Here is a 13263-nt window from a genome sequence, read left to right on the forward strand (position 1 = left end):
TTGTCGCATGTTCCCTTTTCTGTGGGAACAACCCGATTGCTGGCGAGATTGAGGACAGCGCATAGCAGATCAGGGAGGTGTTGATGGCAACAACGGCGATCTCGAAGGAGATGCTGCCAGTGAGCCCCTACCTCCTGGCGCTGCGAGAGGATCTCCGTCGCCCCAGAAAGCCGCTTGCCCGATTCCGCTCGGGGGAGCTCGAGGTGGAGGTGATCGCCGCTCAGGACGGTGTCTTTGCGATCGTACGGCGTCCCAGCAAAGGGGCGCTCGCACTGCGGGCCGCCTTTATCGCGGCGCCGTTCGAATGTGAGGTGCTGGATGCCCGGCCCGGCGAATCGGCTCGCCTTCGGGTGACCAGCGGCATGGGGGAACACCGCATTGTCTTCTCGATCGGGTCGGAGGCGCTGGAGATCCTGCGCATCACCGTTTGTCTGACCCCTGAAACGTCGATCCTCATCCCTTTTGCGCCGCGGGACCTCTATCCCCTCGGGCGCGAGGATGATCCGGTTGCCGCAAGCGGCACGGTCGAAGCGGCCCAGCGGCACTTGAACGGGGGGCTGATCTACTTTCGCATCGAGGAGCCGGACTTCGGCAACGTTCTGTACTTCCAGAACCTGACCGCGCTGAACGACTACTACCTCGACACGGGCACCAAGCCGGATGGGGTAGTGGGCGGGGAATGGCCAGAACTCGGCTATCTCCTGCCGACGCCCGAGCGCGACCAGGATCCGGCGTCCGCGGCGCTGGAGCCGGGCAAGACCGTCACGATCTCCGACGCGATCGTGGTGTTCCGCTACATGGCGCCGCCGGACGAACGGGAGTCCGCGCGCCAGTTCATCCAGATGCTGGGCGCCGCTTACAAGGCCCTGGAGCTTCCGCGGGTCGAATATCGCGACTGGGCGGATCGAGCGGAACGTGCTGCCCGTGACCTGGCCGAAGCGCCGGAGGCGACCGTCCGCCACTATGGGCACCGCTACGTCCATCCGTATACCGCAGCGGAGTATCCCGACATCATGGTGCAGATGTCGGTGATCACCGCCCTGCATGACTGGGGCAAGTGGCGGGGCGAACCGCATCCCCTGGAAGCCGAGCTGAAGGCCGGGCTGCACAAGTTCTACGATCCCAAGCTTGCCACGCTGCGGCGCTATCTTCCCAACGTCGGCAAGGACAAGGACGCCGATGCGGTCGACAGCTGGTACCTGTACCACCCGCTGCTCAACCTCGGCATCCTGGCGCTGGACGGCGACGCGGATGCGCGGGAGCTGTTCCTGTCCTCGCTCGAGTACGGCATTCGGGCCGGGCACCACTTCGAATACCGCTGGCCGATCCAGTACAACGTCACCGACTTCTCCATCATCGAGAAGACCGCGCCTGCCGATGGGCGGGGGCAGACGGACGTGGGCGGCATCTACGCCTGGGTCATGCTGCAGGCGTTCGAATTGACGGACGACAAGCGCTATCTGGACGAGGCGCGCGCCGCGATCGAAGCGGCGATCGGGCTGCGATTCAACATCAACTACCAGGCCAATCTGACTGCCTGGGGCGCTGCCGCCTGCATGCGCCTGTGGCGGATCACCAATCGCGAAGTCTATCTCCAGCAGAGCTACGTCTACCTGGCGAGCTTCTTCCACAATTGCGTGTTGTGGGACAGCCGGATTGGCCATGCCGAGCATTACGAGACCTTCCTTGGTGTCACCTGCCTTCAGGATGCGCCGTACATGGCGATGTACGAGTGCTTCGACACCTTCGTCGCGTTCGAGCGGTTCCTGAACGACAGCGGCCCGGAACTCGAACCCGAAGCGCGCATGCTGATCAGCGAATACTGCAAATATGTCCTGTCACGTGCCTGGTACTATTACCCGGACGCACTGCCGCCGGAGGCAGTGTCGGACACGCAGCGGGAGCCCAACGGGCACATCGACCCGAAGCTCTCCTTTCCTGTCGAAGACCTGTATCCCGACGGGCAGCAGGCCGGGCAGGTGGGCCAGGAGGTCTATGGCGCGGGCGCTGCGTTCATCTTCGCATCGCGGGCCTTCCACGACATTGAGGACGCCCCCTTCCGGATTTACTGCGACTATCTGGTGCGGGGGATCGAGCGGACCGGTGAGCGCGCCGTGACGATCATGCTCGATGGGGTGGAGACCTGCACCGCCAATCTTCGGCTCGTGCGGCTCAAGCGGCGCAAGCTCCCCAAGAGCAGCATCACCACCGCGGGCGGTGATGCGATCCGCCCCCACAGCAGCTCGGAAGACCGCACCGACTACAACGTGCCGGCCAACGGCCGCATCGTCCTCAGCTGGGAATAATCATGGCGATCGAACACACTTCGCTTGCGGGCAAGCGCATCCTTTTGACGGGCGGTACCACCGGCATCGGTCGCGCGACCCTCGCACTTCTTGCCGGGCAAGGCGCTCGCATCCTGACCTTCGGGCGAAACCAGCACGCGCTCGATCAGGCGCTGGAAAGCGCCGGCGGCGGTGGCGACCTGTTCGGCATCACGGCGGACGCGGCGACCAAGGAGGGGATCGAGGCCGTCTTCCAGGCTGTCGACGAAAAGCTCGGCGGCGTCGACATGCTGGTCGCCTGCGCGGCACTGGGCGCCGATCCGCTGGACGAGATGGCGGACGAAGACTGGCGCTACGTGGTCCAGACCAACCTGGTTGGGTATCTCGCGTCGGCCAAGGCGGCGATGACGCGCATGGAGGCACAGGGCGGCGGGCACCTGCTCTTCGTCGGGTCGATCAGCACCGAGATCAAGGCGGAGGGCGAGAGCGTCTATTCCGCGACCAAGGCCGGGGTCCAGGCGTTTGCCGAAACCCTTCGCAAGGAAGTCGCGGACAAGAACATCAAGGTCAGCGTGATCCAGCCAGGCTCGGTCGACACCGACATGCAGGAGTGCAGCCCGGAAGAGAAGCAGGAAGCGGTGGCCAAGCAGGAGATGCTCCAGGCCGAGGAGATTGCCGAGGCGATCCTGTTCGTCCTCAGCCGCTCCTCGGCCTGCGACGTCGTCAATCTGCGGATCGAGCCCCGCGTGCAGAAGACGAGCTGAAGTTCCCGCCCCATCGCATAACAAGGAGCCGGCCGCTCGATGAAGGCTGCACTCAAGACTGCCGAAGGCACGTTCGTCGTCACCGAGGTCGAGCGGCCGATCCTGCCCGCATCCGACTTCGTGCTGGCCCGCGTGCGTGTGGCGGGGATCTGCGGGACCGACCTGCGCCACTGGAAAAAGCACGAGCCGGAGCTGGAATGCCACATCATGGGGCATGAACTGGCCGGCGAAGTGGTGGAAGTGGGCGAGGGCGTCACCAACGTGAAGCCCGGCGACCGCGTCGTGATCGAAACGGTCATGGGCGATGGCGTCTGCGACTATTGCCGCATCCAGCGCTACAATATCTGCGAGCACCTCTACGACGTGCGGACCCAATATGTGTCGCGTGCCTATGGCGAATATGTCGCCGGCCCGGCCGAGAAGTTCTACAAGCTTCCCGACCATGTGAGCTTCGAGGAAGCGTCGCTGATCGACACGTTTTCGGTGTGCCTGCACGCGCAGCATTTGTCTGGGCTCGGCATCAACGACACGGTGGCGGTGATCGGGGCGGGGCCGATCGGCCTTGGGCAGATGATGTTGGCAAAGGCGAGCGGCGCCGACGTGATCATCTGCGATGTGGTGGAAAGCGCGCTGGAACTCGCACGGGAGCTGGGTGCCGATGCGGTGGTGAACAGCGCCACCGAGGATGCCGTCGAGCGGGTGAAGGCCTTCACCGGCGGACGCGGCGCGGACATCGTCTTCGAATGCGCGGGCGGCGAGTCGATGCCGCAGACGCTCCCCCAGGCCACCAGGATGGTGCGCCGTGCCGGCAAGGTCGTGATCGTCGGCGGCTTCGATGCGGGCGAGACGGCGATCCCGCTCGAATGGCAGCGCATCCAGATGTCCGAGATCCAGCTGATCCCCAGCGCCAGCTTTGCCATGCACCAGATCTACCGCGAACAAGGGATGGTGCTGGACCTGATCGCGAAGGGGCGCATCGACGTGAAGAAACTGATCACCCATCGCTTCCCGCTCGACCGCATCAATGAGGCCTTCGACACGGCCGATCGCAAGCAGGAAACCGGCGCCGTCTTCGTGGCGATCACGCTTTGATCGACGGGTCGATCCTTGCGGGCAGGCGGGTCCTGATCACGGGAGGCGCCGGTGGTGTCGGCCGGGCGGTCGCGGCCCGCATGGTCGGGGCAGGGGCGCACATCCTGATCACCGATCGTCCGGAGGCAGACCTTGCCGGCGTGGCGGCGGAGCTCGGCCGCGGCGCACCGCTTCACGATTTCGCGGCCGATCTCTCCACCAGTGCGGGCATCGCTGCGCTCTTCACGGCGGTGGACGAGAAGCTTGGCGGCCTGGACATGGTCATCGCCTGTGCCGGGGTCGGGTCGGGACCGCTCATGGAAATGGACGATGCGGGCTGGCGCTACGTGCTCGAAAGCAATCTGGCGAGTTACGTCGGCTGCACCCGCGCCGCCATCGAGCGGATTCGCGCGGCCGGGATCGACCACGGCATGATCGTGCTCGTCGGATCGATCAGCGTTCACATCAAGGCGGTGGGCGAAAGCGTCTACAATGCCGCCAAGGGCGGCGTCGCCTCCTTTGCCGAGACGCTGCGCAAGGAACTGATGCCGGAGCGCATCCGCCTGACGTTGATCGAACCCGGTGCGATCGGATCCGCCATGCAGCCCTATTCGGCCGAGGAGCGGAGCCGCTTCATCGAGGAATTCCAGATGCTGCCGCCGGCCGAGGTCGCCGATGCCATCCTCTATGCGGCGACCCGGCCCCGCGGCGTCGATGTCGTGACGCTCCGTATCGAGCCCTTGCACCAGAAGATCTACTAGGACCTACCCTCCGGGCGCTGCGGCGGCGGGCGCGAGGCCGCCGCAACCGGCAGCATCGCTGCGCGTTCTGCCGCCATGTCCAGCTTCGCCCCTTCGCACCCGTCGCCCGCCGATACCGCGCCCCGCGCCGCCGTCATTCTGATGGCGGTTCTGCAGATCCTGACGCCGGTGCTTCCGTCGCTGGGGATCGGTGAGCCGATCGGTTCCCAGTCCGACGAGGTCCGGACGCTGATCACGCCGGCAGGCTGGGCCTTCTCGATCTGGGGCCCGCTCTACCTCGGATCGATGCTGTTCGCGATCTACCAGTTGCTCCCTGGACAGCGGAACGACGCGCTGGTGGCGCAGCTCCGTTGGCCGGCGGCGGGGGCGTTTCTGGGTAACGCCCTCTGGGCTGCCTACACGCAGCTTGCCGGGCTGACGGTGATCTCGGTGGGCATCATCGTGTTCACGCTGCTGTGCCTCCTCACGGCCTATCGGCGGATCTCCGACTGGAAATCGCGCTTCACGACCGGTCAGCGCTGGTTTGCGGTGTTGCCGCTGAGCGCGCTCTCTGCCTGGCTGACGGCGGCGACCATCGTGAACATCGCCGCAGCGCTGCGCTTTCATGGCGTGGAAGTCGAAGGGGGTGCGGTGGTGACGGCGCTCGTCGTGCTGGTGGGCGGCATCATCGCCGCAGCGGCGCTGTTCCGCGGATCGGGCAACCCGCCCTATGCGCTCGTATTCCTCTGGGCACTTTCCGCCATCTATGCCTCCGGCGGGCAGCAGGCGGGCATCATTGCGGCTTCCACTGCCGTGGCGGCGCTGCTGGTCGTCGCCGGCGCTCTGCTGGGCATGCGCCGTGCTGGCGCTTCCCGCTGGTTCGGGTAAGTACTTCTAAGAAGAACTTTCCCGTAAACCGAAGGCCGGCAGAAGCCTCATACAGGTAAGCTTCGTCAAATACTCCTGAGGAGGTGCCGTCTGCATGAGGTCAAGCAAAGCACGCAGGAATATGGGGGGGGCACTGTCGCTGGCTTTGCTCGCGACCGGCACTGCTGCCTATGGGCAGGAGGAGCGCGAGGAACGCGCTCCGCGGAGAACCCGGATCGCGCTTGGCCCGCAACTTGTGCCGAGCTTCCCGGGATCCGACTCGGTCAGCGTGCGCCCGCTGATCGACGTCGCCCGCGCCCGTGGCGACGACCCGTTCCCGTTCGAGGCACCCGACGAAAGCTCCGGGCCGATCGTGGCGCGCAGCAATGGCTGGCAGTTCGGCGTGGCGTTCGGCGTGGAAGGCAAGCGTTCGCGCAACGATACCGACGGCGTGTTGCCGAAGGTGGGCTTCACCGTCGAGCTTGGCGGCTTCGTGCAATATGAGGTCGCGCCGGCCTTCCGGCTCCGCACCGAGTTCCGGCAGGGATTAGGGGGGCACAAGGGGCTGATCGGCACCGTCAGCGCCGACTATGTCGCGCGCGACGGCGACCAATGGCTGTTCTCCATCGGGCCGCGGGCCACCTTCGCGAACGGCCGCTACAACCGCGCTTACTTCGGCATCAGCGACGAGACGGCGGCCACGAGCGGGCTTTCCCCGTACCGGGCCGATGGCGGGTTGCAGGCGGTGGGTGCGGCGACCGGCTTCCTCTACCAGCTGACGCCGCGCTGGGGGATCTACAGCTACGCGAAGTACGACCGTCTGGTGGGGGACCCCGGCCGCTCCCCCGTCGTGCGCAACTTCGGCTCCCGGAACCAGCTGTCGGGTGGCGTCGCCTTGAGCTACACCTTCCGATGAGTTGGAGCGGCTGAGAGCCGCGGCATTGCCGCCCGCCGGCATCAGGTCAAATCAGCGTCCGCACCTTCCATTAAGGCTTTTGCGGGAGGTTGCCGGACATGGATCGGCCAGGATCAAAACGGAGGCCCACCGGATTGGCTTGCGCCAAGCCATGCGCAGATTGTAACGGGCCCCGCCCGCCACGGAGTTCCCTTCATTCGCCAGATTGCCGCCTTACCGTATCGTACCGAAGGTCCCGCCATCGATGCGTCCGTGCGCGTCCTGCTGGTGACGTCGCGCGAGACCAAGCGCTGGGTGATCCCGAAGGGGAATCTGGACAAGGGAGTCGCGCCGCATGCCGGCGCCGCACTGGAGGCAGAGGAGGAGGCGGGCGTTCTGGGCCTCGTCTGCCCGACCTCCCTGGGCTCCTATCGCTATCGCAAGCGGCGGCGCAACGGCGCCTCGCTGATGCTCGACGTCGAGGTGTTTCCGCTGGCGGTCAGCCAGGAACTCGACAGCTGGAAGGAACAGTCGCAGCGCGAGCGTCGCTGGTTCAGCTTGTCCGAGGCTGCGGCCGCGGTCGAGGAGCCGGACCTGCGCGAACTGATCCGTTCCTTCGGCCCTTCGGAAATGAAAGCAGCAATACGGCGCACCGATCTGCTCAGCACGGTGGCCGAAAAGTCTAAGGTGAATCGCATGTTCGGATGGTTTCAACGGCTGCTTCCGAAGACCGGCAATTTCTTCGAGATGTTCGAGGCGCATGCCGTGACGGTGACGGCCGGCGCGGATGCCCTCGCGCGGCTGCTGCAGGACGGTAATCGCGACCACATCCAAGAGGTGATCGAGCGCGAGCACGACGCCGACGACATCATCCGCGAGGTGCTGCGCACCGTCCGCGAGACCTTCCTGACGCCGTTCGACCGCGGCGCGATCATCAGCCTGATCGGCTCGATGGACGATGCGATCGACGAGATGCAGGCCGCCGTCCAGGCGATCGACCTCTACGAGGTGACGCAGTTCGAGCAGGAGATGAAGGACATGGCGGCGATCATCGTCGACGCGTCGCGCATCACTGCCGAGGCGATGCCGCTGCTCCGCGACCTCGCAAGCAACGGCGGGCGTCTCCACGAGCTGACCGAACGCCTGGTCCGGATGGAAAGCCATGCCGACGAGATCCACGCGGCCGGCCTGAAGCGGGCGTTCAAGGAATTGGGGCCGCAGGACGCGCTGCGCTTCTCGGTCCAGCGCGAAATCTACAAGCACCTGGAGCGCATCGTCGACGCGTTTGAGGACGTGGCGAACGAGATCGACGGCATCGTCGTCGATCACGCCTGACGCACCCCCATGCACGAACTCGCCCTGCCGCTGCTGATCGGGTTGATCCTGGTCGCGCTCGCGTTCGACTTCCTGAACGGCCTGCATGACGCGGCGAACTCGATCGCGACCGTGGTGGCCACCCGGCTGCTGCGCCCCGTCCACGCCGTCGCCTTCGCGGCGGTGTTCAACTTCGCCGCCTATTTTCTGACGATCGCCTTTCCGGCGCTGCACAAGGTCGCCGACACGATCGGCCAGGGGCTGATCGACAAGGACCTGATCACCCCCGCGGTGGTCTTCGGGGCGCTCGTCGGCGCGATGTTCTGGAACGTCGTCACCTGGCTGAAGGGGCTGCCGTCCTCGTCCAGCCATGCCCTGGTCGGCGGCATGATCGGCTCCGGCGTCGCCCATGCCGGCCTGACCGGCATCCAGTGGGGCGGGCTCAACAAGACGCTGATCGCGATCGTGCTGTCGCCCACCATCGGCATGATCCTGGCGATGGTCGTGATGCTGGTCACCAGCTGGCTCTTTTCCCGTGCGAGCTCCCGCGCCGCAGAAAAGTCGTTCCGGGCGCTGCACCTCGTCTCCTCGGGCGCTTATTCGCTCAGCCACGGCCTGAACGATGCCCAGAAGACGATGGGGATCATCACCGTGCTGCTCTATTCGACCGGCTATCTGCAGGGCGAATTCGAGGTTCCGCACTGGGTGGCGATCAGCTGCTATGTGGCGATCGCGCTCGGCACGCTGACCGGCGGGTGGAAGATCATCGAGACGATGGGCTCGCGCATTACCAAGCTGTCCCAGCACCAGGGGTTCAGCGCGTCGCTCTCGGGTTCCATCGTGCTGTTCTCTGCGTCGCTGCTCGGCATTCCCGTCTCGACCACCCACACCATCACCGGTTCGGTGATCGGCGCCGGCACCGCGCGGCGCGCCTCGGCGGTGCGCTGGGGTGTGGCGAGCAGCGTGGTCGTCGCCTGGATCATCACCATTCCGGCATCGGCCGCGGTCGGCGCGCTCTTCTACCTCCTGACGCGGCTGTTCTGAACGGCAGCCGCGCCTAGCGCGGCAGGCTCGCGTCGAGTGCCTGCGCGACGGCACGCATGCCGTCGCGGTTCGGGTGGTACGGGACCGGGCCCTTGCCCCCCGCCGCATAGCCACTCGCCCACGGCTCGGCGTCCCAGACGTCGTGCCCGCGCGACAGCGCCGAGGCGCGGATCAGGCCGGCGCCCGCCCGGCGCGCGGCTGCGGCGGTCGCCTCCTCGACCCGCCGCCCGAAGCATGTCCGCCTGCGCCGGAGAGACCGGCGTTCCGGCACAGGGCCGACCTTTGGCCAGCAGCCTGAGATAATCGACGAACACCAGCCGGGCGCCGGGCGCGCGTCGATGCACTTCCGCGGCGATCCGGTCGAAGCTCTGCGCGAGCCGTTCCCAGGCCTGTTCGCTCGGCGGCTGAATCGCACGCCCGGCCGCGGCGTTCATCAGGTTGCCGACATAGTTCACGTCGTTGCCGCCGATCGTGACCGTCGCCAGCGCCGTGTCGGGAGTGAGCGCGTCCAGCTGCGCTGCCAGCTCGTTCCACGGGCCGAGGATGTGCGCCGTGGTGGCGCCCAAGCAGGTGACGTCGACCAGCGTCAGTCCGCGGATGCGGGCGACTGATGCGCGTAGATGTTCGTCGATCGCCCGCAGCAGGCAGCAGGCGTGGCGACAGGCTCGGCGATGCCGGGGCCGGCCGCAAAGGAACTGCCCATCGCGATATAGCGGGCGTTCGCGCCGAGCGCGGGCGGGGCAGGCGCATGCACGCACCCGACGAGTGCGACGAGCGGCAATGCGCATCCGAGCCCGCGGTTGATCGAACGACGCATGATCCTCTCGTTCTCGGATCGAGAGGGTAGCGGCCTCGCGGACGGCCGCGCAACCTTCCCCAATGGGTGCTCTTGACGTCCATGATACAAAGTATCATCTCGCGCGCTCGGTAGCGTTGAGGTGCAAACATGAATCGTGAGACGACCGCGCGGCGGCAGCAATGGCTGGACGGCGCAGCGATGGGAGCGTCGCTGCTCTGCCTGGCGCACTGCCTGCTGCTGCCTGTGCTCATCGTCGCGGTGCCCATGCTCGCTGCATTCCTGACGCTGCCGGAAAGCTTCCACGCGCTTGCCTTCGCCTTTGCCGTCCCGACGAGCGCGGTCGCGCTGGGGCTGGGCTTTCGCCGCCACCGCCACCCGCTACCGCTGGTGATCGCCGCGCTCGGACTGCCGCTGCTGGGTGCCGGGGCTTTCTTGCCCACCGGGCCCGTGGTGGAGGTGACGCTGAGCGTCGCTGGTGCGCTGCTGTTGGCGTTGGGGCACGGCTGGAACTGGCATGCCAGCAGCCGCCCGGCGGCCATGACCGCTTGAGCTAGAGCAGCACCGCGTCCTTCGGGAGGAGAGGCGGCGGCAGATCGGTCCGTCCCACGGCTGCCAGCAGTTCCCGCTCCACCGTGCGGACGAGGGCGTCGAGCGGCAGGTCGTTCGTCTCTTCCCCGAACGGGTCCTCCATTTCGTCCCCCAAGGCGTCGAGCCCGAAGAAGGTATAGCAGACCACCAGCACGACTAGCGGCGTCCACCAGCCTAGCGATTGCGCCAGTGCGAAGGGCAGCAGCAGGCAAAAGGTATAGGCCGTGCGGTGAAGAAGCAGCGAATAGGCGTAAGGCAGGGGCGTCGCCTTGATGCGTTCGCATCCAGCCTGTACCTGGGCGAGGCCGGTCAGGGGCTGTTCCAGCACCGAGTAGCGGATGTCGCTGATATGGCCGTCCTCCACCAGCCGGCTGCATGCGCGGCCGACCGCCCGCAAGGCTGCATCGGTCGGGTTTGGCTGGTCTGGCTCGTCAGCCAAGTCGAACCAGGGGGCGATCACGGCCGCTTCGGGCTTGCCGCGCAGGCGCGCTGCCAAGCCGTGACTGAACCCGACGAGCCCCATCAGCAGCGGCGTTCGGGTTTCCGGCGCAAGGTGCGCGGTCTGGCGGGCGAAGGTGCGAGCGTCGATGATCAGCTGGCCCCACAGCTTGCGGCCTTCCCACCACCGATCGTAGCAGGCGCTGTTCCGGAAGCTCATGAAGATCGACAGCGCCAGGCCGATCAGCGTGAACGGGATCGCGCCGAGCTGGGCGAGCACGGCCGGGGTGCGCCCGGCCAGCAGCACGGCGGCGATGGCGATCAGCAGCATCGCCGCCAGGCGGGAAGCGATGCTGCGGATGATCGACCCACGGACGCGGAACAGGATGTCCCGGAGGGTGGGGCGAGGGAGGACGATCATCGGCAAGCCTCAAGGGACGGGCTCCCCGGTTCCGCCATGCGCCTGAGTCGGTGCAAGCCCCTTCGTCAGCGGCCGTAGATACGGTCGAGCACCTCGGCACTGCGCACCAGTTCCTCGGCATCCTCGGCGAAGTGCCGGGAATGGGCCAGCCGCTCGGCCCAGTCTGCCGCGGCACGACCGCCCCAGGCGTCGGGTGGATCGGCCAGCAGACTGCGCGCCGTGCCGTCGAATCGCTCGGCGCGGAAATCGTAGAAGGAGCCGTCCAGGTTGCGGAGCGCGGCGGCGCCCCCGGTTCCGTAGAAGCTCGCCTCGATCACCGCATCCTGGCCTGCGGGCAGGCGCCAGGAGCAGGCGAGCCGAACCACGGTACCCTCGGCGAGGAGCAGCGTAGCGACGGCATAGTCCTCGACCTGGCTTTGCGGGTCGGCAAGCGGCTGTCCGCCGCTCGACAGGTGCGAGGTAACTTCCACGACCTCGGGGAAGCCGAGCGTCCAGAGCGCCAGGTCGACCAGATGCACGCCCAGATCCATCACGCAGCCGCCGCCCGACAGCGCGGGATCGTAGAACCACGGCTTGTCCGGGCCGTAAGCGTTGTGAAAGGTCAGGTCGATCGCATGGACATGACCGAGCGACCCGTCCCGTACGAGCGGCGCGATCGCCTGCATGGCCGCGGTGAAGCGATAGGAGAAGTCCACCGACAGCAGCCGGTCGGCACGGCGCGCGGCATCGACCACCGCCCGCGCCTCGGCGGCGCTGCGGCCGAGCGGCTTCTGGCAGAAAACCGCGCAGCCGGCCTCCAGCGCATGGATGGACTGCGCCGCGTGCAACGCGCTCGGCGTGGCGATCACCACCCCGTCGAGCCCGAGCGCCAGCATCGCGTCGAGCGAGTCGACCACCGCTGCGTCGGGCGCGAGCTTGCGCGCTTCCGCCACCATCTCGGGCGAGGGATCGCTGATCGCCGCCGCCTCGACCGTGCCGGTGGCGAGCATCGCCTCCATGCGGTGGCGGCCGATCCAGCCGACGCCCAAGAAGCCGAGCTTCGGGCCGGTCATGCCGGCTCTCCGAACGTCACCAGCGCCTTCACGAAGCCGTCGGGCTTGTCGCGCGTCGCGAACAGCGCCTCGTCCAGCCGGTCGAGCGCATAGCGGTGGGTGTAGAGCGGTGTCGGGTCAAGTCGTCCGGACGCCACCGCCTCGACCGCCTCGCGCAGGCCGCGCAGGTTCACCGCCGGATCGCGCTCGTGCGCGCTGGCGATGTCGATGCCCTTCCAGTTCCACATCTGCATGTTGACCTGGCGGGGGCCGTCCTGGTGATAGCCCGCGATCACCAGCCGGCCGCCCTCGCGCACGAGTTCGCCCGCCAGGTCGAGCGGCCATTGCTTGCCGACGCACTCGATCACCCGCTCGCAGCCGGTGCCGTCGGTGAGCCGCTTCACATCCTCCAGGATGCGCCAGTGGTCGTCCATCACGATCGTCTCGGCCGCGCCATAGTGACGGGCGAGATCGAGCGAGGACTGGCGGCGCGAGATCGCGATCACCCGCGCTCCCGCCTCAGTCGCCAGCCGCGTCAGCACCGCACCCAGGAAGCCGATGCCGACGATCGCCACCGTCTGCCCCGCCTGCACGTCCGTCCGGCGGAAGATGTTGAACGCGCATCCCAGTGGCTCACCCGGGAAAGGCTGGCCCGCGAGCGCCGCGGGCAGCTTCACGAGCGCGTCCACACTGGCGACGTCAAATTCGGCGTAGGACTTGCCCGACAGCATGGCCACGCGGTCGCCGATCGCGACTTCGGTCACGTCCGGGCCGAGCGCATCGACCGCGCCCCAGCCCTCGTGGCCCATGCCGCCGGGTTCGCCCGGGAACTGCGACCAGGGCTGGCCCTCGAACGGCTCGACGTTGGAGGCGCAGACGCCGCAGCCCTCCAGCTTCACCCGCACCTGGCCGCGGCCGGGTTCGGGAAGGGGCACCTGCTGCAACTCCATCGTCGCGGGCGCGGCGAGTACCGCCGCGCGCATCGTTTCGGTCATCGTCATTCCTG

The 13263-nt window shown here is 67.1% G+C and carries 14 protein-coding genes; 9 read left to right on the forward strand and 5 right to left on the reverse strand.

The window, feature by feature from the left end; all coding sequences use genetic code 11:
• Positions 1 to 83: 83 nt before the first annotated feature.
• From EO081_RS12815 to EO081_RS12850, 8 genes are all read left to right on the forward strand, one after another.
• A complete protein-coding gene (locus tag EO081_RS12815) occupies positions 84 to 2306 on the forward strand; it encodes a hypothetical protein (RefSeq protein WP_129342268.1) in 2223 nt (740 codons plus the stop codon).
• A 2-nt stretch (positions 2307 to 2308) separates the two neighbouring features.
• Positions 2309 to 3049 carry an SDR family oxidoreductase gene (locus EO081_RS12820; RefSeq protein ID WP_129342269.1) on the forward strand — a complete coding sequence of 247 codons (741 nt, stop codon included), beginning with the start codon at positions 2309 to 2311 and terminating at the stop codon, positions 3047 to 3049.
• Between the two features lie 39 nt (positions 3050 to 3088).
• A complete protein-coding gene (locus EO081_RS12825) occupies positions 3089 to 4141 on the forward strand; it encodes a zinc-dependent alcohol dehydrogenase (RefSeq protein ID WP_129342270.1) in 1053 nt (350 codons plus the stop codon).
• Positions 4138 to 4881, forward strand: coding sequence for an SDR family oxidoreductase (locus EO081_RS12830; protein WP_129342271.1), 744 nt, complete (start codon positions 4138 to 4140; stop codon positions 4879 to 4881). Before EO081_RS12825 ends, EO081_RS12830 begins: the two co-directional genes overlap by 4 nt.
• A gap of 75 nt (positions 4882 to 4956) precedes the next feature.
• Positions 4957 to 5748 (forward strand): hypothetical protein, encoded by a 792-nt coding sequence (locus EO081_RS12835; protein ID WP_129342272.1) that lies wholly within the window; start codon positions 4957 to 4959, stop codon positions 5746 to 5748.
• Positions 5749 to 5869: 121 nt separating this feature from the next.
• On the forward strand, positions 5870 to 6643 hold the full coding sequence (locus EO081_RS12840) for a MipA/OmpV family protein (RefSeq protein ID WP_165284623.1): 774 nt from the start codon (positions 5870 to 5872) through the stop codon (positions 6641 to 6643).
• Between the two features lie 252 nt (positions 6644 to 6895).
• Complete coding sequence (locus tag EO081_RS12845) at positions 6896 to 7957, forward strand: DUF47 family protein (RefSeq protein WP_240697660.1); 1062 nt, start codon at positions 6896 to 6898, stop codon at positions 7955 to 7957.
• Positions 7958 to 7966: 9 nt separating this feature from the next.
• Entirely contained in the window at positions 7967 to 8980 is a 1014-nt protein-coding gene (locus tag EO081_RS12850; RefSeq protein WP_129342275.1) for an inorganic phosphate transporter, read from the forward strand.
• A 13-nt stretch (positions 8981 to 8993) separates the two neighbouring features.
• Here the strand turns inward: EO081_RS12850 and EO081_RS17080 are convergent, their stop codons facing one another.
• Positions 8994 to 9251 (reverse strand): hypothetical protein, encoded by a 258-nt coding sequence (locus tag EO081_RS17080; protein ID WP_240697661.1) that lies wholly within the window; start codon positions 9249 to 9251, stop codon positions 8994 to 8996.
• A gap of 315 nt (positions 9252 to 9566) precedes the next feature.
• Positions 9567 to 9797, reverse strand: a complete 231-nt coding sequence (locus EO081_RS17085; protein ID WP_221215040.1) for a hypothetical protein — start codon at positions 9795 to 9797, stop codon at positions 9567 to 9569.
• 129 nt (positions 9798 to 9926) lie between these two features.
• Here EO081_RS17085 and EO081_RS12860 point away from each other — a divergent pair, with 129 nt between their 5' ends.
• Entirely contained in the window at positions 9927 to 10328 is a 402-nt protein-coding gene (locus EO081_RS12860; protein WP_129342277.1) for a MerC domain-containing protein, read from the forward strand.
• A gap of 1 nt (position 10329) precedes the next feature.
• On the opposite strand, the gene EO081_RS12865 is transcribed toward EO081_RS12860, so the two are convergent.
• The 3 genes from EO081_RS12865 to EO081_RS12875 all read right to left on the reverse strand — a co-directional run bounded on the left by EO081_RS12865 (position 10330) and on the right by EO081_RS12875 (position 13252).
• Entirely contained in the window at positions 10330 to 11226 is an 897-nt protein-coding gene (locus EO081_RS12865) for a bestrophin family protein (RefSeq protein ID WP_129342278.1), read from the reverse strand.
• 65 nt (positions 11227 to 11291) lie between these two features.
• Positions 11292 to 12278 carry a Gfo/Idh/MocA family protein gene (locus tag EO081_RS12870; RefSeq protein ID WP_129342279.1) on the reverse strand — a complete coding sequence of 329 codons (987 nt, stop codon included), beginning with the start codon at positions 12276 to 12278 and terminating at the stop codon, positions 11292 to 11294.
• Positions 12275 to 13252 carry an MDR/zinc-dependent alcohol dehydrogenase-like family protein gene (locus tag EO081_RS12875; protein WP_240697662.1) on the reverse strand — a complete coding sequence of 326 codons (978 nt, stop codon included), beginning with the start codon at positions 13250 to 13252 and terminating at the stop codon, positions 12275 to 12277. The genes EO081_RS12870 and EO081_RS12875 overlap by 4 nt, the downstream gene beginning before the upstream one ends.
• Positions 13253 to 13263: the final 11 nt, after the last annotated feature.

It is taken from the genome of Sphingomonas desiccabilis (genome assembly GCF_004135605.1).
Lineage (GTDB): Bacteria > Pseudomonadota > Alphaproteobacteria > Sphingomonadales > Sphingomonadaceae > Sphingomonas > Sphingomonas desiccabilis.